This is a genomic window from Lysinibacillus sp. S1 (assembly GCF_044986265.1).
Classification (GTDB): domain Bacteria; phylum Bacillota; class Bacilli; order Bacillales_A; family Planococcaceae; genus Lysinibacillus; species Lysinibacillus capsici.
The window spans coordinates 4,326,403-4,346,073 of sequence record NZ_CP173154.1; the positions used below are offsets into that span (position 1 = coordinate 4,326,403).

Sequence of the window (19,671 nt, forward strand, 5' to 3'; positions counted from 1 at the left end):
TACAAGTGAATGATTAGCTTCATTAAAAGGAAAAAGGGTTGCCATATAAAATGGGCAACCCTTTTTTCACTATTTATTTCACTGTTTCTAAAACGCGTACAAATTGTCCTTTTGAGTGAGGGTAGCCTGCTTGTGTAATTTTTACTTTTACAAGTTGTCCGATTAGACTTTCTGGACCCTCAAAAACTACTTTTAAGTAATTGTCTGTATAGCCTGTTAGAAGGCCTTCTTCTTCACTGTCATCATGCACAAATTCTTCAGGGATAACTTCTAGCACTTGATCTTCAAAACGAGAAGCATACTCTTTTGCTAGCTGATCGTTTAAAGAGATGAGTCGATGCACACGCTCATTTTTAATGTCTTCATCAATTTGATCTTCCATACGTGCAGCAGGGGTTCCTGTACGAGGAGAGAATGGGAAAACGTGTAGCTCAGAAAATTTATGATCGCGAATAAAGTTATATGTGTCCATAAACTCTTCCTCTGTCTCACCTGGAAAACCAACGATTACATCAGAAGTAACAGCTAAATCAGGTAAAGCCTCATGTAATTTTGTTAAACGTTCACCGAAGAACTCCATTGTATATTTACGACGCATACGTTTTAATACCGTATCAGAACCAGATTGAATAGGGATGTGTAAATGATTCACGACAATCTTTGATTCACGTAGTACTTCAATTACTTCATCTGTTAATTGACTAGCCTCAATGGATGAAATACGAAGACGCTTTAAGCCTGTTACATTGGCCTCTAAATCACGTAGTAATTGAGCAAGATTATAATCTTTTAAATCCTGACCATAGCCACCTGTATGAATACCAGTTAAGACAATTTCAAGATAACCAGCATCTACTAATTGCTGTGCTTGATGTAATACCTCTTGTGGGTCACGAGAACGCATTAAACCACGTGCCCATGGAATAATACAAAATGTACAGAAATTGTTACAGCCTTCTTGGATTTTTAACGAAGCACGTGTACGGTCTGTAAATGCTGGTACATCTAATTCTTCGTATACTCTGTTTTTCATAATATTACGTACAGCATTAATCGGTTGTCGTTCCGCACGATATTGTTCAATATAACCAAGTAATTTCGTACGATCTTGTGTTCCAACAACAATATCAACACCAGGGATTGCCATAATTTCTGCAGGGGATGTTTGTGCATAGCATCCTGTTACACAAATAACTGCATCCGGATTTTGGCGAATTGCTCGACGAATAACCTGACGTGATTTTTTATCTCCAGTATTCGTAACTGTGCATGTATTAATGACGTAAACGTCTGCTTGTTGATCAAATTCTGTTCGATCATAGCCTTCTTCTTTAAACAGCTGCCAAATTGCTTCTGTTTCGTAATGATTTACTTTACAACCTAGAGTATGAAAACTCACGATTTTTGATCGCTCGTTACTCATGATATATATCATCCTTTCAATTCACATTACCTTGTGTTTCCAAACATTTAATAAGTTTTTCGTTGTACATATTTTAGATACGTGATTTATGATAACATAATCCTTATAAAATCAGTACATATAAGATTTTTTTGTGAAATAATAAAGTTATCACTTTCTATATAATCTTTTGAGGACTTCAGATAAACATGACTCGTTCTGTAATGTTTATATTTGGGTGTTCATTATATAGAAAGAAATTAGACGCCATCGCGAAAAAATGATATGATTCGAAGAGGTACGTACATCTTGTTTAATGAAGGAGCGTTCAACAATGGAAAAAAATTTTGCACGTATGATTGATCATACATTATTAAAGGCTGAGGCAACAAAAGAACAAATTGAAAAATTATGTGCTGAAGCTAAACAATTTAACTTTGCTTCTGTTTGTGTAAATCCAACTTGGGTAAAGCGAAGCAGTGAATTATTACAGGGTACAGACGTGTTAGTTTGTACGGTTATCGGCTTCCCACTTGGTGCCAATACACCAGCAGTCAAAGCATTTGAAGCAAAAGACGCCATTGCTAACGGTGCAAAAGAAGTAGATATGGTTATTAATATCGGTGCGTTAAAAGATCAAAACTATGACCTTGTACAAGCAGATATCGCAGCAGTGGTAGAAGCAGCTAAAGATAGCGCACTTGTAAAAGTCATTATTGAATCATGCTTAATAACAGACGAAGAAAAAGTGAAGGCATGTGAGTTAGCTGTAGCAGCGGGTGCTGACTATGTGAAAACATCTACAGGTTTTTCTACTGGTGGAGCAACAGCAGAGGATATCGCGCTTATGCGTAAAACTGTAGGTCCAGAACTTGGTGTAAAAGCATCAGGTGGTGTTCGTAGCTTAGAGGACATGAAAAAAATGGTAGAAGCAGGTGCGACTCGTATTGGGGCTAGCTCTGGTGTAGCTATTATGAATGGTTTAATTGCCGACTCCAACTATTAATATTATCTTTTTATAGAGCCATAAGCTCATGTGTACATTGACATGAGCTTATGGCTTCTTTGTGTTTAATCAGCATAATAATTTTCTATGCACATATACTCCACTGATGAATGTAAATACAGAAAGGAGGATGTCATGTTTACACAGTATAAGTCTTGGAGGCCCTATATTAGCCCCTTTGATCCTTGTAAGCCTATWGAAGTTAAGTATTATGCAACACCCCCACAACTATATATGGGTTTTCAACCACCTGGGCTTCCACAATTTCCAACCGCAAGAGAAGCGCTAATGGCAGGAACACTATGGCCACAGTTGTTTAGCCCATACCCATTTCCCCTAAAAGGAGGGAGGAAGCATGACTAAAAAGATGCCGCCCGAATTTTATAAGCAATTAGAAGAAATACAAGCAATTGATTTCGTCATTGTTGAATTAAACCTCTATTTAGACACTCATCCACACGATTATGACGCCATTCAGCAATTTAATGAAAATACAGAGAAAAGTATGAAACTTAAAATTGATTTTGAGCAAAAATATGGACCACTCATGAATTTTGGGAGAAGCTATTCGAATTATCCTTTTAATTGGATTGATACACCATGGCCATGGCAAGTCTAAACAAAAGACTAGGAGGAAAAATCTTTGTGGTATTATGAAAAGAAACTCCAGTATCCGGTAAAAGTTAGTACATGTAACCCAATGCTTGCAAAGTTTTTAATTGAACAATATGGAGGAGCGGATGGGGAACTGGCAGCAGCTCTACGCTACATGAATCAGCGCTATACGATTCCTGACAAAGTAGTAGGGTTATTGACCGATATAGCAACAGAGGAATTTTCACATTTAGAAATGATTGCCACGATGATTTATAAGCTAACAAAAGATGCAACACCTGAAATGCTGAAAGAAGCTGGATTGGGTGATCATTATGTAAATCACGATCGGGCTCTATTTTATCAAAACGCCTCGGGGGTACCATTCACAGCAACCTATATTCAAGCAAAGGGTGACCCTATCGCGGATTTGTATGAGGATATAGCAGCCGAAGAAAAGGCACGTGCCACATATCAATGGATTATTGACTTATCAGATGATACGGATTTAAATGATAGCTTGAAGTTTTTACGTGAACGGGAAATTGTTCATTCCCAGCGCTTTAGAGAGGCTGTTGAAATTTTAAAAGATGATAGAGATCAAAAGAAAGTTTTCTAAGACAAAAATGGCAGGCTGTATCAAGGTGAACTTGACACAGCCTTTTTGCGGTTACTGAATATTTGAGAATAAGCTAAGATCTTTTCGATGACCAATCATTACTAATAAATCTTCCTTTTCAATAATTTGCTCAGGAGAAGGGGAGATAATAATTTCACCTTCGCGCACAATCGCAATTACACTGACGTTATATTTTGCGCGCAAGTCTAAATCCCGAAGGTTTTGTCCAGCCATTTTGGAAGGAATCATAATTTCTTCAATGCTGTATTCCTTTGATAATTCGATATAATTCAACATATTTGGGGATAGGAGTTGATTAGCTACACGTTCACCCATATCTCTTTCTGGGTAAATAATCCAATCAGCTCCTACTTTATCTAACACTTGCCCATGTCTTTTACCAAGTGCCTTTGCGATCACTTTTTTGATCCCTAGCTCTTTTAATAAAGAGACGGTTAAAATACTAGATTGCATATCATTACCGATCGCTACGATAACACAATCGAAGTTACCAATACCAATCGATTTTAAGGCTTTTTCTTCTGTTGTATCTGCAACCACAGCGTGAGTCACATAGGGTTCGGCATCCTCTACTCTTTCTTCATTTATATCAATTCCTAATATTTCCTGTCCAGCTTCATGCAATCTGCGAGCGACGCTTGTTCCGAATCTACCTAAGCCAATCACAGCGTATTGTTTAATGGTCATAGCGTTCTGTCTTCCTCTCATTTGGTTATCCAATCATAATATTTCCTTTTGGGTGGCGGAAACTCTCTTTTTTTCTTCGTTTTGCAATGGCAAAAGCAATGGTTAGTGGTCCTACTCTTCCTGCGAACATTGTAATAATCAGAAGAAGACGACCAGCAGGTGTTAGCTCTGGAGTTAGGCCCATCGAAAGACCAACAGTACCAAACGCAGAGGTAGCCTCAAATAAGTACATCATAAAGCTATGATGCTGTTCCGTGATACTGAGAATAATCGTCACGACTACAACAATTAATCCTCCACACATTGTAACCGTCAAAGCCTTTAAGATAGTTTCAGTAACAATTCTACGTTTAAAGAGAACGACATCTTCTTTTCCTCGAATTTGTGACCACATAGTAGCTACTAAAACAGCAAAGGTTGTGATTTTAATACCTCCAGCAGTCGACCCAGAGCCTGCCCCAATAAACATGAAAAGAATCATTAAAAATAATGTAGAATGCGTTAAGTCCCCAATAGCCAGTGTATTGGAGCCAGCAGTTCGTGGTGTAACCGCTTGGTAAAGGGAACCTAATACTTTACCCCATTCGGATAATGGTCCAAGTGTTTTTTGGTTGCCATACTCAAACAAAAATATCAAAATGGTTCCGCTAACAGTGAGCAAAAGTGTCGTTACTAAGACTATTTTTGAATGGACAGAAAGCCTTTTAGTTACACGATATTCATACAATTCATTCATAACAATAAAGCCTAATCCACCGATTGTAATAAGAGCACAGATGGTGAAAACAACAAAGGGGTCATCAACATAGGCAGTCATTCCGTTAAAGCCACCCATTAAATCGAAGCCCGCGTTGTTGAAGTTGGATATGGCATGAAAAAATCCAAAATAAAGGGCCTTTCCAATAGGCATATCAAAAGAAAAACGAATGGATAGAATTAGACCACCGATTATTTCAATACATGCTGTAAAGAGTAATATTCTTTTCACTAATCGAACAAGACCAGCAATGGAGATATTATTAAATGCTTCTTTAAGCAGCAGTCTTTCTTTTAATGAAATTTTCTTTCCAAGCAGTAAAAATAATAATGTGGCAAATGTCATAAATCCTAAACCGCCAATTTGGATTAAGAATAAAAGGACCACTTCGCCAAAAATAGAGAAGGTATCACCTGTATCAACTACAATTAAACCTGTGACACAAGTAGCTGATGTAGCAGTGAATAAAGCATCTAAAAAGGGCAAACCCTTCCCATCCTCAGTAGAAAATGGCATTGTTAAAAGAAACGTACCTATGGCAATGATAAGGGCAAAGCCCAATACAAGAATTTTGGGAGGATTTAATGCTCTTTTAAAATTGTTCATTTAATTTTTCCTCAATTCTGAATAGTAAACAACTGTTTGTTAGATGGCATAATAAAAAGACCTACGATTAGAGCATGAAAAGGGTAGAAAGCATGCTAATAATGGTGGTCAATAACGACCTCCTTCGCTTTAGCCGACGAAGTTAGCTGACGGGTAGGATGGCGAAAGAGCTTTCTCATCCCTTCTGCTAAAGCAGAATTAACCCCAAAAGATTGGTTCCTCCGTTCTCAAATAGTTGAGATTTGGCCGATATGAAATTGAATGTGATTATTCTAAGCCCTTATTCTATTTTTTGTAAACCCCTTAATTGTTAGGAAAATGTAATTATTTTTATTGTGGGCGAATTGTGTATGAATAATTCGAGCAAAAATAAAACCAAAAATTCACTTGATAATTTCGCATACTTTCTATTGACCATTATTAGACAATACGATATAATTTTTTAGTACACAACAGAAGGTGATTTGCCTAATTGTGTATTGACGTGTGTTCGGAGGGAGGGAAAGAGAGATGTCAAAAACTGTCGTTCGCAAAAACGAATCGCTTGAAGATGCTCTTCGCCGCTTCAAACGTACTGTATCAAAAAGTGGTACAATTCAAGAAGTTAGAAAGCGCGAGTTCTACGAAAAACCTAGCGTAAAACGTAAAAAGAAATCAGAAGCTGCACGTAAACGTAAGTGGTAATTTAATTTCCCATTAAAAATCCCTACGTTCATAACACGCAATTGTATGATTCACTGAGCAGACAAAGTTATACCTGAAATTAATCACATTTTTGATTAATTTCAGGTATTTTACATTGCTCAACTTTACGTACATATGAAAAAGCCGAATGAAATCACTTTGATTCATTCGGCTTTTTTGCACATACTAAGTGTTAGTAATTGGCATTAGATCGAATGATAAATAATTAATAAATTTTTTAAGATTTGTGAAACTTTTCGCATGATTGACCGTATATACAGAGGAGAGGCATGTTAGAAGGGAGGGAAAAAGATGCGAAAACGGAGAATCCTCAGCTATTTACTAGTGATATGGATGACTCTTTTGTTAGCGTTTCCATTAACTTCGGCTTTAGCCAGTAATAAGGTTTATCATGTTCCGATTCATAATGAAGTAGAGCGAGGACTTCATGCATTTTTAGAACGAGCTTTTAAAGAGGCTGAAGAAAACAATGCAGAGGCGATTATCTTAGAAATACATACGCCTGGCGGTTTTGTGAATGCAGCAAGCGATATCGCCATGCTTATGGATGCAACGCAAATAAAAACGATTGCTTATATTAATAAGGATGCGCACTCAGCAGGAGCGTTTTTAGCCTTACATGCGGATGAGATCTACATGGTTCCAAATGGAACAATCGGTGCAGCGGCAGTTATCGATTCAGCAGGTAATGCAGCCGACCTAAAGGCCAATAGCGCTTGGCTTGCTCAAATGAAAGCAGCAGCAGAAACGTCAGGGCGCGACCCTAAGTATGCATTAGCAATGGCAGATACCAACTATGAACTACCAGAATACCGTGCTGGCGGAAAGAATTTGTTAACCCTATCAGCCTCAGAGGCAGCAAAGGTTAAATATTCTGAAGGGACGGTTAACGATTTTCAGGAGCTTTTAGAAGTAACCAACTTGAATGGTAGTGATGTTGTTCCCATTGAACCAACCTTTTCTGAAAAGTTAGCTCGTTTTATTACAAATCCCATCATTGTACCTATTCTATTGTCTATCGCTAGCTTAGGACTTGTGATGGAGCTTTATTCGCCAGGATTTGGTGTTCCAGGTATAATGGGCTTATCAGCACTTGGTTTATTTTTCTTTGGACATATGGTGGCCGGCTTTGCGGGATATGAAACATTATTGTTATTTATTGTTGGCTTAGCCCTTTTAATTGCAGAGTTTTTTGTCCCTGGTGGAATTGTTGGTATTTTAGGTGGTGTCTTAATAGTACTAAGTCTGATACTGGCAGGTGCAAATATGATGCAAATGATAGTAGCAATTCTCATTGCGCTTGTGATAGCGATGATAGGAATGGTGATTCTGATGAAATTTTTCGGAAAAAAACTGCATGTCTTAAACAGGCTTGTGTTAATGGATGCAACCACGACAGAAGAAGGGAATGGATCCAATGTGAATCGCACAGAACTGTTAGGAAAAATTGGGACAACGCTTACACCACTTCGTCCATCTGGAACAATGGTACTTGGTAGTGAACGCATTGATATTGTATCAGAAGGTGGCTATATCGATGCCAATCAACATGTAGAAATTATTCAAGTTGAATGCTCACGCATTGTTGTGAGACAAACAGATAAAGTGATGGAGGAATATAAAATGGGTTTTGATTTAGCTTTTATTGGTCTTATTGCTGGACTTGTTATTTTATTCATTGTGCTTGCGGTATYCTTTACCTTTGTACCCGTTGCATTGTGGATTTCTGCATTAGCAGCAGGTGTACGTGTGAGCATTTTTACATTAATTGGGATGCGATTGCGTCTTGTAATCCCTTCTCGAATGGTTAATCCGTTGATTAAAGWACATAAAGCAGGTTTACCTGTAACGATTAATCAGTTAGAGAGTCACTATTTAGCAGGTGGTAATGTTGACCGTGTAGTGAATGCCTTAATTGCGGCTCACCGTGCCAATATTGAGCTGTCATTTGAACGTTGTGCAGCAATCGATTTAGCTGGGCGTGATGTATTAGAAGCTGTTCAAATGTCTGTTAATCCAAAAGTTATTGAAACACCTTTCATTTCAGGTGTAGCAATGAACGGGATWGAAGTAAAAGCAAAGGCTCGTATTACCGTGCGTGCCAACATCGAGCGTTTAGTCGGTGGTGCTGGTGAAGAAACAGTTATTGCCCGTGTAGGGGAAGGGATCGTTTCTACAATTGGTTCGGCTACTAGTCATACAGAAGTATTAGAAAATCCAGATATGATTTCACAAACAGTTTTATCTAAAGGTTTGGATTCAGGAACAGCCTTTGAAATTTTATCCATTGATATTGCGGATGTAGATATCGGTAAAAACATCGGGGCTGAATTACAAATTGAACAAGCACAAGCTGATAAAAACATTGCGCAAGCAAAAGCAGAGGAACGTCGTGCAATGGCTGTAGCAAACGAGCAAGAAATGATTGCACGTGTTCAAGAGATGAAGGCAAAAGTAGTAGAAGCAGAAGCGGAAGTACCACAAGCGATGGCTGAAGCCTTACGTTCTGGTAATCTTGGCATTATGGATTATATGAACTATCGCAATATCCAAGCAGATACAGCGATGCGCGACTCTATCTCAAAAGTAAGCAATGATAAACCTGAAAAAAATGAACCCAATGCTTAATAATAACGGAAAGGAGCGAAACTAACATATGGAACAGTTAATAATCTTCGCCATAATTGCCATAGTCAGCTCTATTTTCGGAAAATCAAAAAATAAAAAGCCTCAGAAGCAGATGCCTCCTTTTAATAAAGACACCGTGGTGGAGCCTCCAGTGACGGAGAAAGCACCACATCGTACTGGGAAAGCACAGAGTTTTGAAGATTTTGCACGAGAATTTATAGGAGATTGGATTCCAGAAAATGAGAAAGTCGAGGAGCCTAAAAAATTTGTTGAAGAACAAGTGAAAAGGGAAATACCAAGCTATGTTGCTCCAGCTGTCATTCCAGCAGATATCCCTAGCCGTTCTTCTAATCGAGAAGGTCGAGGACGATTAGCTGCTGGAAAAAAAGAAGTGCAATCAGTTGGCACAAATTCGACTTTACAACTACCTCAATCTAAAAATGATCTTATGCAAGCAATCGTGATGGCTGAAATATTAGGGCCACCGAAATCAAAAAGAAAATAACTAGCATGTCCTCCTTTTTCGATGCATATATTGCCGAAGAAGGAGGCATTTTTTATGAAAAAATTATTTCAATTAACGCCACTACTTGAGTTGTTAGAATACGAATCATTAAAAATTATTGGACCCTACCGTTTTATTCATGCAGATGCGACGACCTGTTCGTTTGTCTATGCAGATTATCATATTACTGTCAATGCGGATTCAGTGACAATCAATGCGCTCAAAGAAGAAATGCTACATCTCACTGTTGACAATCTACAGGAGCTTCATATGAAAATGACAAAGAATATGGGTGTGAGCAAAAATGTGGAATAATCGGCCAATTATTATACGTATAAAGCGCCATGAAAATGTTCATCCTTTTATTCAAGCATTGCACGCTCAACATGTCCCATTAAAGCGTGTTGTCTTTCGTGAGCAGGAAGTTTCCTTTGAAACGACGATGCATTATCTACCAAAAATTCGCCGTGTACGAAGACGTTTTCGCTTAAAAATGGCTGTATTTTATRCAGATGAGCTTCAAGTTTKTCGAGCGCAAATTTGGACTTTATTGGGCTTAGCCTTTATGATTGCTATTCCAATTCTTTGTGCACAAGTCATATGGCGAGTGGACATAGAAGCCGCAACACCAGAACTAGAGCAGCGTTTAGGTAAGACCTTTCATGAAACCTTTCAATTAGAAACCCCTTTATCTCAAAAAAAGTTACCTTCCAATACGGTTATACGACAAAAGCTGTTAGAGCAACACCGAGAGCTATCATGGGTTCATATTGATAAACATGGCGGACGAGTAATTTTGAGACCACAAGAATCACCTAAACAAACAGAGCAAACAACTGATAAATTAGCCTCCCATATAGTAGCAACGAAAAGTGGTGTCATTACACACTTTAATATACAGCATGGCGAGCGAAAAATTTCAGTAAATGATACAGCCTACGAGGGTGACGTCCTCGTAAGTGGTGTATTAGAAAGTGGCACAGATCAAGTTTTTGTAGGGGCGAAGGGAGAGGTTTATGCAGACTATTGGCTTGAATGTTCATTTAAAATTCCAACAAAAATTACCGTGGAAACCTTGCAGCAAAAGCAATGGCGGGTGTTGATAAAGGGTATACATGAGGAAAAGGTGGATTATGTACAAAGAAAGGATTTACCGAATTGGCTATCCCCCTATGTTTCAATTGTAGAGGAGCAACAGACGAAAACGATGCAAGTAGAGTTGGATGAATCGAAAATTGAGTCATTGCTGATTCCTTTATTGCATGAAAAAGTATTACGCTCGTTACCTGCAAAAACAATCATCAAGAAAGAAAACCTTTTACAGGCAAAGTGGGGGAATGGTACAGTTGAAGGGAAAGTTCTATTTTTAGTCAATGAAAACATTGCAAGTCCAATACAAGGCCTACAAGGAGAATGATTATGTCAGAACAGTTAACTGTATTACAGGTGGATAATCCAAATGAAGCGGTTATGCTACTAGGTATTTCCGATGCAAATATGAAATTAGTTGAAGAAGCACTTAATGTTCATATCATTACGCGTGGTGAACAAATTCAACTTGCGGGTGAAGAAAATGCTAAGGAACAGGCAACATTTCTTCTGCATGCTTTATTGAAGGTCATTCGCAAAGGAATTAATATTGATCAACGTGATGTCACAACAGCTATTGAAATGACACAAAAAGGAACAATCGAGTATTTTGCAGAACTATATGATGAAGAAATAGCACGCACAACGAAAGGTAAGTCAATTCGTGCAAAAACAATTGGTCAACGAGAATACATACAAGCAATCCGTCATAAAGACGTTGTTTTCGGTATTGGTCCAGCCGGTACTGGGAAAACGTATTTAGCGGTAGTCATGGCAACACAGGCACTTAAAAACGGCCATGTTAAGAGAATTATTTTAACTCGCCCTGCTGTTGAAGCTGGAGAGTCTCTAGGCTTTCTTCCAGGAGATTTAAAGGAAAAGGTCGATCCATATCTACGACCTCTCTATGACGCTTTAAACGACATCTACGGCTCAGAACAAACACAGCGGCTAATTGAACGAGGAACGATTGAAATCGCCCCTTTAGCCTATATGCGTGGCCGTACATTAGATGATGCCTTTGTTATTTTAGATGAAGCACAAAATACAACACATCAACAAATGAAAATGTTCCTAACTCGTCTAGGCTTCGGCTCTAAAATGGTCATCACAGGTGATAAAACGCAAATCGACTTACCCAAAAATACAGAATCTGGCTTGATTGTAGCAGAACGTACATTAAAGTATGTTAAATCTATCCATTTCCAAGTACTAGAACAAGGCGATGTCGTACGTCACCCAATCGTAGCCAAAATCATTCAAGCCTACGAAGAACAGCAACTTTAGAATTGCGTAGCAATTCTAAAGTCTGCCCCGAAAGCGAAGCGACAGGGGTAACGAGGTTTAAAACATCCGTATAGTTAAAACCTAAACCACGAATTTAATCAAAATATGGAAAAAAATGTGACAGCTATGCGAAGATGCATAGCTGTTTTTTGCTTTCTTATACATTTTTCGAGAAAAATGTATGTTGAATTGGTATGATAGTAGGTAGATAGAGGAGGTGCCAGATGGAGAAACAACTTCGAAAATTTACAGAGCTTATCGGTTTTCGCTACTTTCTTATCATCATTCTCATTTTAACAGGTGGCCTACAATTTGGGTTCATGTATGGCAATGTTAAAGGAGTTACATATGATTTCAAACCATTACAGCTTGCGCCTGAAACCGTACGATCTACTAAAACGATTGAAGACACTTATAAAACACAGCTAGAGCGAGAAAAAGCTGCCAATGCAGTGGATTCAGTCTATCAATTTTCGGAGGATGTCGCCAAGCAAAGAGCAGCGATTGTAACATCATTATTTGATTATGTTTTGGAAGTGAAAAAAGATGTTGCAAATAGTAAGGAACCTATTCCTATTGCAGACCAGGTTACACAGCTTCGAAAAAAATTTGAATCCATTGACGAAGACCAGATGMCGTTAATTTTTACAGATTCTCAGCTAGAAGGTCTATTAGTACAAAGTGAAGATGATTTAACTAGAACAAGTACGCAATTATCTAAATTTGTAGAGGAATATTTACAAAAATCCATCCGACCAGAGAACGTCTTTGTTGCACAAAATGATTTTGAAACAAAGATTCGTGGACAACGAGGATATCCTGATAAAATATTCAATACAGTCGTGTTAATAGGACGTACAAGCATTATTGAAAATGAAACAATTAACGAAGAACAAACAAAGATTCGAAAACAGCAGGCCAAAGAAAGTGTAGAGCCGACACGAATTTTACAAGGTCAGATTATTGTTCAAGAAGGCCAAATTATTGACAATGAGGCTTTTAGACAATTAGAGCTATTAGGGATGGTTAGTAATAAAGCCTCCTTTAAGCCGATAGCAGGGCTTATTATTTTAACGCTACTGCAAATGATGTTTATGTATATTTTATTTGAGCGTTGGGAGACGAACGAACGAAAAAAACGTAATGCACTGTTAGTGACAGTGATTGTTTATAGCTTGTCTATTTTGCTAATGAAATTTATTAGCTTAGTTTCTAGTGGCTTTGATGTGACGATTGCCTTTTTATTCCCGACAGCACTAGCGACGATGCTTGTACGATTGCTAGCAGATGAGCGAGCAGCCGTATTAATTACAGTTATGACGGCTGCTTCAGCAGGAGTAATTTTTCAAGAAGGCTATTCTTCAGTTATGCAAATGGAAATTACGCTGTATATCATATTCGGAGGGTTTGCAAGCCTATTCTTTTTGCGTAGTGTGGAAAAACGCTCACATATTTTACATGCGGTTGGTGTGATTTCCCTTGTAAACATGGCATTTATCGCATTTTATTTGTTAATGACACAATCATCCTATGGCTTACCAGAATTAGCATTTTACTTAATAGCGGCGATGTTATCAGCCTTGCTTTCAGRGGCATTAACGATGGGACTTTTACCATTCTTTGAATCGGCGTTTAGTTTGCTTTCATCTTTACGTTTAATTGAGCTATCCAATCCCAACCATCCATTATTAAAAAAATTATTAATGGAAACTCCAGGGACATATCATCATAGTGTGATGGTAGCGAACTTAGCGGAAGCTGCGTGTGAAGAGATTGGTGCTGACGGTTTATTAGCGCGTGTAGGTTGTTATTATCATGATATTGGTAAAACCAAACGACCTTCCTTTTTCATCGAAAATCAGATGTCGGGCATCAATCCGCATGATTCGTTACCACCTGAAACAAGTGCAGAGATTATTATCGCCCATACGACAGATGGTGCCARTATGTTAAAACGTTATAAAATGCCCCAAGAAATTATAGATATCGCTTTACAACACCATGGCACAAGTTTGTTAAAATTCTTCTTGTTTAAAGCAAAGGAAGAAGGAAAAAATATTGATGAGGCAAAGTTCCGATACCCAGGGCCCAAACCACAAACAAAAGAAGCAGCTGTTATAAGTGTTGCGGATAGTGTCGAGGCAGCAGTACGTTCTATGAAAGAGCCAAATGCAGAGAAAATTCAGAAGCTAGTACGAGCGATTATCGATGATCGCGTCCAAGATAATCAGTTTGATGAATGCGATATTTCAATAAAAGAGTTAAAATGTATAGAGAGAGTACTTTGTGAAACGTTGAATGGGATATTCCATTCACGTATTGAATATCCAAAGGCAGATAAGTAGGAGGATCTATGATTTTAACAATTGATTTTACGGATGAAACAAATGAAGTGGGAGCACAGCATATCGAACTTGTTGAAAAGCTATTACAGCATGCTGCAAGTGTAGAAAATATTGAGCCAGAAACAGAGGTTTCGGTGACGTTTGTAACGAACAAGGCAATTCAAGATATTAATCGTGAATATCGTGGCAAAGATCAGCCCACAGATGTTATTTCCTTTGCACTAGAGGAGCTAGGGGAAGGTGAAATGGAAGTTACTTTTGAAGGTATGCCACGTGTATTAGGTGATATCATTATTTCGACTGATCGTGCAAAAGAGCAGGCAGATGAATATAATCATTCCTTTGAGCGAGAATTAGGCTTTTTAGCTGTACATGGTTTTTTACATTTACTTGGTTATGACCATATGGAGCCAGAAGAAGAGAAAGTGATGTTTGCAAAGCAAGATGAGATTCTCCAAACTTTTGGCTTAGGTCGAGATTAGATGAATTTGCGAAAATACTTGCGATCTTTTGGCTATGCTTTTGAAGGCATCATAACTGCAAGTAAAGAACAAAATTTGAAATCACATATAGTAAGTGCAATCATTGTTATACTGGCTAGTTATTTGACAGGTTTATCTCGTATGGAGTGGTATATTGTGCTACTATTAATAGCACTAATGTTTGCGCTGGAAATGATGAATACAGCTATCGAACGGGTAGTCGATTTAGCTTCCCCAGAGATACATCCGCTTGCTAAGCAAGCAAAAGATATTGCAGCAGGTGCAGTGCTTGTATTTGCGCTATTCAGTGCTATAATCGGATTACTCATCTTTCTGCCAAAATGGTTTTAATGGAAATGAGTGTCTTCTAATTGAAAGTAAACCATAAATGTGAGGGAGAATTAGTATAGATGACAATGGATATGCATGCATTATTAGAAGAATCAAAAAAGGCACGTGAAAAAGCCTATGTTCCTTATTCAAAATTTAAAGTAGGGGCAGCTCTACTAACTAAAGATGGAGAGGTTATTCACGGTTGTAATATTGAAAATGCAGGCTATAGTATGACAAATTGTGCTGAACGTACAGCGTTTTTTAAGGCAGTATCGGAGGGGATTTACGAATTCGAGGCCATTGCCATTGTAGCTGATACGGACGGACCATGCGCCCCATGTGGAGCATGTCGCCAGGTCATGATGGAGTTTTGTGCTCCAACTATGCCTGTTTATTTAACGAACTTAAAAGGTGATGTGACGGTAACGTCAGTGGGCGAATTACTACCGTTTGCATTTACGACGGAGGATTTAGAGAATGCAGGAAACTAAAAATGGCTATAAATCAGGCTTTATCTCCATCATTGGTCGTCCAAACGTTGGCAAATCGACATTTTTAAATCGTGTCATTGGCCAAAAAATTGCGATCATGAGTGATAAGCCACAAACAACACGAAATAAAGTACAAGGCGTACTAACAACAGATGATAGCCAAATGATTTTTATTGATACACCAGGTATTCACAAGCCAAAACATAAACTAGGCGATTTCATGCTGAAGGTTTCTAAAAACACATTGCGTGAAGTAGACGTTATTATGTTTATGGTTAATGCTGAGCAAAAACTCGGTAAAGGTGATGAATTTATTCTAGAAATGCTAGCAGGAAACCCAACACCTGTCTTTTTGGTCATCAATAAAATTGATGCCATTCATCCAGATGAACTAATGGGAATTATTGAGAGCTATAAAGAGCGCTATGACTTTGCGGAGATTGTACCGATTTCTGCGCTACAAGGCAATAATGTTGAAAATTTATTAGTGACATTGGTGAAGTATTTACCAGAAGGACCTCAGTATTACCCAGCCGATCAAGTGACAGATCATCCTGAACGATTTATCATATCTGAACTTATTCGTGAAAAAGTCCTACATTTAACGCGTGAAGAAATTCCCCATTCTATCGCGGTGGTAATTGATAAAATTCGTCGTGATGAAGAAAATGAGGATAAAATTCATGTAGCGGCTACAATTATTGTGGAGCGTGATTCTCAAAAAGGGATAGTTATTGGAAAACGTGGAGCCTTGCTAAAAGAAGTAGGGACACGTGCGCGAAAGGATATCGAAATGCTTCTAGGGTCTAAAGTTTATTTAGAGCTATGGGTAAAGGTGCAAAAAGATTGGCGTAATAAAGCTACACATTTACGTGATTTTGGATTCCGTGACGATGAATATTAAGTTTTTTCTGGCTTAGCTAATGAATTGTAACGTTCGCGAACATTGCCCGTTGAATCAGGAATAGACGCCAAATTTTGACGTGACGGTTTTAGGTTAACTTCTTCTTGTAGGCACGAAAGGATCTAGAAGTATTTGATCATTTTTATTTTTGAGCTGTCCAAAATTATTTTGGGCAGCTCTCTTTGCATGGATAGTTCTTTTAAGAAAGGAGGGGGATTATGCTTCATAAATGGGAGGGGATTGTATTAAAGGTTCGCGCTTATGGGGAATCTAATAAGATTGTTATTTTGCTAACTCGGGAAGCTGGTAAAGTGGCTACGATGGCTAGAGGGGCAAAAAAACCTTCTAGTAGATTGGCTTCCATCACGCAACCCTTTACCTACGGGATGTTTATGGTACAACATCATACAGGCATGGGAACTTTGCAACAGGGAGAACATTTAAATTCAATGCGACATATTCGTGAGGATATTATGGCTACTGCTTATGCTAGCTATATTATGGAATTAGTGGAGCGAGTTGTGGAAGAAGGAAAGCCAGAGCCATTTGCGTTCGATGTTTTACTACATGCACTACAAGCAATTGAGGATGGCTATGATCCTGAAGCTATTACGCTATTTGTTGAATGGAAAATGTTGCCCTATACAGGTGTACAACCTATTTTACATGCCTGTGCTGCGTGTGGCGCAGTAGATGGGGAATTCGCTTTTTCCTTTGCTCAAGGAGGATTCTTATGCCATCGCTGTTATCAGCATGACCCCTATATCATTCGCTTAACGCCAACACAGCTGAAACTTATCAGGATGTTCTACACTGTTCCTATCGACCAAATTGGAAAAATAGAACTAAAAAAAGAAACAAAATATTTCATTAAAAAAATTATAACAACCATCTATGAAGAACAAACCGGTATTCGGTTTAAGACGAGAAAATTTATAGAGCAACTAGAACGTACCCCTGAACTGCAAATACGCTCGAAAGACAAAATGCCAGATGAATCATAATGTTCATCTGGCATTTCACGTTATTTAAAATTCATCCTCATCCTCTGTCACTAAAAAGGCCCACTGTCCAGCAATTTTTTTACTTTCAATATAAAGGTATGATGTTTCATTGTTTTTACCTGTTAAATGGAGAATCGCTAGACCTTCAGCTTTTGGCGTAATATGTAGTTGCCCGTCAAGAATTGTCGCTTTTACAGGCACTGGCTCAAAACCAAAGCTTTCGAGTGCTACATGTGTTGGTTCGAAAGGTAATTCTTGCGCTGTCAGTATTAATTCATCTGTCAAATGATATAAATCAATGCTGCGAACAAAATCATAGGAATACACATCTGCGGCCATCTTTTGTTGTTGCGTCCCATCTGAAAATGTAACAATGTATTGTCCATTTTGCGAAATGGACAGTGTTTGATCTTGTTGATTAAAGTTATAGAAATTTGAAGCGAGTGGCTGTCCATTCGCGTTTTGAACCGTCACCTCTGTTGGTATGAATGGTAATTTGCTCTCAGACAAATCGAGTGGTAAATTTTCGATATAATCATCTTCTTCTACTTCTTCAAGTGTTACCTTCAGCTTACCATTTACATTTTTGACATGTACTAAATAAAAAATGTCAATAAAGTCCTCTGAATCATCAGTCAATCCAGTAATCACTAATTTACCCGTACCTTCTTTTATAGGGGTAATTGTGATAGACTCTGTCATATCTTCCTCTTCATTCCATGTGAAAATATCCTCTGCTGGCTCAAGACCACCATAAGAAGCAAAAATATAGTCCTGTTTAAATTGACTTGCATAGACGGTTGCATTGCCTAGCAACTTTTCAGCTCGTACAACAAAAGCAGCCAGCTGAGAGCGCTTTACATTGCTTTTTGGGCCGAAAGTGGTTGCAGATGTTCCTTTGGTAATCCCATTTGCAAACAATGCTTTAATATGAGGCTCAAATTCATTCCCCTTTTTAACGTCTGTAAATGGTAATTGTGTGTTACTCGTACTTGTTAATCCAAAGCCTTTCGCAATCATTTTAGACATTTGCTCGCGAGTTATATTTTGAGTAGGGTAGAAATAACCATTTGCACCATTAATAATGCCAGCATTTGCTAATGCTGCAATGGCTCCGTAGTTTTCATCGCCAGGTTTGATGTCTTTGAATTGGGGATTTTTTACGTGAACTGTATCTAACTTTAAAATACCTGCTAAAATCTTCGCAGCCTGTGTACGTGTAATAGGATTAGCGGGTTTAAATGTCCCATCCATATAGCCTGAAATAATGCCACGCTCTGCTAATTGAATAATAGCCTTACCTTCTTCATTGGTTGGGTTGATATCAGGAAAAAATGATGCTGCGTGTGCGGGTGGTGCGATAATAATCGCACTTGTTGCTAAAGCAGAAGCCATAGCTAGTTGAAATAAACGTTGAGACTGCAATTAAATTCCTCCAAAAAGTACAATAGAAAATTTTATAGTATATATATTTCTGGTCAGACCTTCCTATGTATCAGTTCAAACTTCCGGACGAATGAATGTTAAAAGGTGATGTGTCTTTAGCCTGTCAATTATTCATTATTTAACAGCTAATACTAACTATAATAACTTATTTATACCAAAAAGATGGAACAACGCATAGAGGGAATTTCATCCATATCATGACTGTTCGGTAATCGATTATACCTTATGTAAAAAGGGGGAGCTAAAACTAATTAACTTGCATAGCACAGAACTCGCTTCATTTTATCTTTTAAATAAAAAGAAATACCTTTGATTTTATAGGAGGATGCAACTAGATTACCTTTCTTTTTAATGAATAAATTTCAATTTTTACAAAATAAAATTATTGCGTAAATTTAATTTTATTTGTTATTTTTCCGTCTTTAAATGAATAATATGAAGTCTTATTTATCTATATTTTTATTTATTTATATATTTATAAGTATTTTAATAGGTAAAAAGATTTGTATTTTTGTTTAGTTTTCATTATATAAGTGGTAGAAACTGTTCATTCGAGACCCATATACTAGTTGAAAAGGCATTTTAACCTATGATATTGTAAATGGTATAGATAATGGTAATTATATTTTTTAAATATAATTAAGTCGTTTAATCTCCATCGAAACTGATGTACGCTAGATCACTTTAGACATGCCTATGAAATATAAAAGCCTCTATCAGCAAAACGTATTTTTATACGTTTATCAGAATAGCGCAGTCC

Annotated in this window: 20 protein-coding genes, 1 pseudogene and 1 riboswitch; of the genes and pseudogenes, 17 read left to right on the plus strand and 4 right to left on the minus strand. The window is 37.8% G+C overall.

Annotated elements, in window-relative coordinates:
• Positions 1-73: 73 nt before the first annotated feature.
• Positions 74-1,423 (minus strand): tRNA (N(6)-L-threonylcarbamoyladenosine(37)-C(2))-methylthiotransferase MtaB, encoded by a 1,350-nt coding sequence (gene mtaB, locus ACHZEU_RS21705; protein ID WP_048392185.1) that lies wholly within the window; start codon positions 1,421-1,423, stop codon positions 74-76.
• Between the two features lie 313 nt (positions 1,424-1,736).
• On the opposite strand from mtaB, the gene deoC reads away from it, so the two are divergent.
• From deoC to ACHZEU_RS21725, 4 genes are all read left to right on the plus strand, one after another.
• Entirely contained in the window at positions 1,737-2,408 is a 672-nt protein-coding gene (deoC, locus tag ACHZEU_RS21710; RefSeq protein WP_404803751.1) for a deoxyribose-phosphate aldolase, read from the plus strand.
• Positions 2,409-2,543: 135 nt separating this feature from the next.
• A complete protein-coding gene (locus ACHZEU_RS21715; RefSeq protein WP_004227061.1) occupies positions 2,544-2,771 on the plus strand; it encodes a spore coat associated protein CotJA in 228 nt (75 codons plus the stop codon).
• A complete protein-coding gene (locus ACHZEU_RS21720; RefSeq protein WP_016994107.1) occupies positions 2,764-3,027 on the plus strand; it encodes a spore coat protein CotJB in 264 nt (87 codons plus the stop codon). The genes ACHZEU_RS21715 and ACHZEU_RS21720 overlap by 8 nt, the downstream gene beginning before the upstream one ends.
• A 24-nt stretch (positions 3,028-3,051) precedes the next feature.
• Positions 3,052-3,621: a manganese catalase family protein gene (locus ACHZEU_RS21725; protein ID WP_004227065.1), complete on the plus strand. Its 570-nt coding sequence runs from the start codon at positions 3,052-3,054 to the stop codon at positions 3,619-3,621.
• Positions 3,622-3,672: 51 nt separating this feature from the next.
• On the opposite strand, the gene ACHZEU_RS21730 is transcribed toward ACHZEU_RS21725, so the two are convergent.
• Positions 3,673-4,329: a TrkA family potassium uptake protein gene (locus tag ACHZEU_RS21730; RefSeq protein WP_004227067.1), complete on the minus strand. Its 657-nt coding sequence runs from the start codon at positions 4,327-4,329 to the stop codon at positions 3,673-3,675.
• A 25-nt stretch (positions 4,330-4,354) separates the two neighbouring features.
• Positions 4,355-5,692, minus strand: a complete 1,338-nt coding sequence (locus ACHZEU_RS21735) for a TrkH family potassium uptake protein (RefSeq protein ID WP_115674109.1) — start codon at positions 5,690-5,692, stop codon at positions 4,355-4,357.
• Positions 5,693-5,808: 116 nt separating this feature from the next.
• A riboswitch (cyclic di-AMP (ydaO/yuaA leader) is annotated at positions 5,809-5,950 on the minus strand.
• A 252-nt stretch (positions 5,951-6,202) separates the two neighbouring features.
• Here ACHZEU_RS21735 and rpsU point away from each other — a divergent pair.
• The 13 genes and pseudogenes from rpsU to recO all read left to right on the plus strand — a co-directional run bounded on the left by rpsU (position 6,203) and on the right by recO (position 17,465).
• Positions 6,203-6,376 (plus strand): 30S ribosomal protein S21, encoded by a 174-nt coding sequence (gene rpsU, locus ACHZEU_RS21740; protein WP_004227078.1) that lies wholly within the window; start codon positions 6,203-6,205, stop codon positions 6,374-6,376.
• 312 nt (positions 6,377-6,688) lie between these two features.
• A pseudogene (locus ACHZEU_RS21745) lies at positions 6,689-8,014 on the plus strand (nodulation protein NfeD); the annotation flags it as partial.
• A gap of 6 nt (positions 8,015-8,020) precedes the next feature.
• Positions 8,021-9,025 carry a flotillin-like protein FloA gene (floA, locus tag ACHZEU_RS21750; RefSeq protein ID WP_404804608.1) on the plus strand — a complete coding sequence of 335 codons (1,005 nt, stop codon included), beginning with the start codon at positions 8,021-8,023 and terminating at the stop codon, positions 9,023-9,025.
• A gap of 28 nt (positions 9,026-9,053) precedes the next feature.
• Positions 9,054-9,530 carry a hypothetical protein gene (locus tag ACHZEU_RS21755; protein ID WP_054550098.1) on the plus strand — a complete coding sequence of 159 codons (477 nt, stop codon included), beginning with the start codon at positions 9,054-9,056 and terminating at the stop codon, positions 9,528-9,530.
• Positions 9,531-9,584: 54 nt separating this feature from the next.
• A complete protein-coding gene (locus tag ACHZEU_RS21760; protein ID WP_048392190.1) occupies positions 9,585-9,845 on the plus strand; it encodes a hypothetical protein in 261 nt (86 codons plus the stop codon).
• Entirely contained in the window at positions 9,835-10,947 is a 1,113-nt protein-coding gene (locus ACHZEU_RS21765; protein WP_404803752.1) for a sporulation protein YqfD, read from the plus strand. The genes ACHZEU_RS21760 and ACHZEU_RS21765 overlap by 11 nt, the downstream gene beginning before the upstream one ends.
• A 2-nt stretch (positions 10,948-10,949) precedes the next feature.
• Positions 10,950-11,906, plus strand: a complete 957-nt coding sequence (locus ACHZEU_RS21770) for a PhoH family protein (protein WP_016994096.1) — start codon at positions 10,950-10,952, stop codon at positions 11,904-11,906.
• A gap of 224 nt (positions 11,907-12,130) precedes the next feature.
• Positions 12,131-14,251, plus strand: coding sequence for an HD family phosphohydrolase (locus ACHZEU_RS21775; RefSeq protein ID WP_404803753.1), 2,121 nt, complete (start codon positions 12,131-12,133; stop codon positions 14,249-14,251).
• Between the two features lie 8 nt (positions 14,252-14,259).
• Positions 14,260-14,733 (plus strand): rRNA maturation RNase YbeY, encoded by a 474-nt coding sequence (ybeY, locus tag ACHZEU_RS21780; protein WP_319839373.1) that lies wholly within the window; start codon positions 14,260-14,262, stop codon positions 14,731-14,733.
• Positions 14,734-15,084, plus strand: a complete 351-nt coding sequence (locus ACHZEU_RS21785) for a diacylglycerol kinase family protein (protein WP_048392193.1) — start codon at positions 14,734-14,736, stop codon at positions 15,082-15,084.
• Between the two features lie 59 nt (positions 15,085-15,143).
• Positions 15,144-15,557 carry a cytidine deaminase gene (locus tag ACHZEU_RS21790; protein WP_081011012.1) on the plus strand — a complete coding sequence of 138 codons (414 nt, stop codon included), beginning with the start codon at positions 15,144-15,146 and terminating at the stop codon, positions 15,555-15,557.
• The gene (era, locus tag ACHZEU_RS21795) at positions 15,544-16,461 is read left to right on the plus strand and encodes a GTPase Era (protein ID WP_333879656.1); all 918 of its coding nucleotides are present in this window, start codon (positions 15,544-15,546) and stop codon (positions 16,459-16,461) included. Before ACHZEU_RS21790 ends, era begins: the two co-directional genes overlap by 14 nt.
• A gap of 218 nt (positions 16,462-16,679) precedes the next feature.
• Positions 16,680-17,465: a DNA repair protein RecO gene (gene recO, locus ACHZEU_RS21800; RefSeq protein ID WP_048392194.1), complete on the plus strand. Its 786-nt coding sequence runs from the start codon at positions 16,680-16,682 to the stop codon at positions 17,463-17,465.
• A 24-nt stretch (positions 17,466-17,489) separates the two neighbouring features.
• On the opposite strand, the gene ACHZEU_RS21805 is transcribed toward recO, so the two are convergent.
• Positions 17,490-18,890: an S-layer homology domain-containing protein gene (locus ACHZEU_RS21805; RefSeq protein WP_066036446.1), complete on the minus strand. Its 1,401-nt coding sequence runs from the start codon at positions 18,888-18,890 to the stop codon at positions 17,490-17,492.
• Between the last annotated feature and the right edge of the window lie 781 nt (positions 18,891-19,671).

Coding starts and splice junctions, on each gene's coding strand:
- rpsU (WP_004227078.1), top strand. CDS start 6,203: ATGTCAAAAACTGTCGTTCGCAAAAACGAATCGCTTGAAGATGCTCTT.
- mtaB (WP_048392185.1), bottom strand. CDS start 1,423: ATGAGTAACGAGCGATCAAAAATCGTGAGTTTTCATACTCTAGGTTGT.
- era (WP_333879656.1), top strand. CDS start 15,544: ATGCAGGAAACTAAAAATGGCTATAAATCAGGCTTTATCTCCATCATT.
- ACHZEU_RS21735 (WP_115674109.1), bottom strand. CDS start 5,692: ATGAACAATTTTAAAAGAGCATTAAATCCTCCCAAAATTCTTGTATTG.
- ybeY (WP_319839373.1), top strand. CDS start 14,260: ATGATTTTAACAATTGATTTTACGGATGAAACAAATGAAGTGGGAGCA.
- deoC (WP_404803751.1), top strand. CDS start 1,737: ATGGAAAAAAATTTTGCACGTATGATTGATCATACATTATTAAAGGCT.
- ACHZEU_RS21760 (WP_048392190.1), top strand. CDS start 9,585: ATGAAAAAATTATTTCAATTAACGCCACTACTTGAGTTGTTAGAATAC.
- ACHZEU_RS21785 (WP_048392193.1), top strand. CDS start 14,734: ATGAATTTGCGAAAATACTTGCGATCTTTTGGCTATGCTTTTGAAGGC.
- ACHZEU_RS21755 (WP_054550098.1), top strand. CDS start 9,054: ATGGAACAGTTAATAATCTTCGCCATAATTGCCATAGTCAGCTCTATT.
- ACHZEU_RS21770 (WP_016994096.1), top strand. CDS start 10,950: ATGTCAGAACAGTTAACTGTATTACAGGTGGATAATCCAAATGAAGCG.
- ACHZEU_RS21790 (WP_081011012.1), top strand. CDS start 15,144: ATGACAATGGATATGCATGCATTATTAGAAGAATCAAAAAAGGCACGT.
- ACHZEU_RS21730 (WP_004227067.1), bottom strand. CDS start 4,329: ATGACCATTAAACAATACGCTGTGATTGGCTTAGGTAGATTCGGAACA.
- recO (WP_048392194.1), top strand. CDS start 16,680: ATGCTTCATAAATGGGAGGGGATTGTATTAAAGGTTCGCGCTTATGGG.
- ACHZEU_RS21720 (WP_016994107.1), top strand. CDS start 2,764: ATGACTAAAAAGATGCCGCCCGAATTTTATAAGCAATTAGAAGAAATA.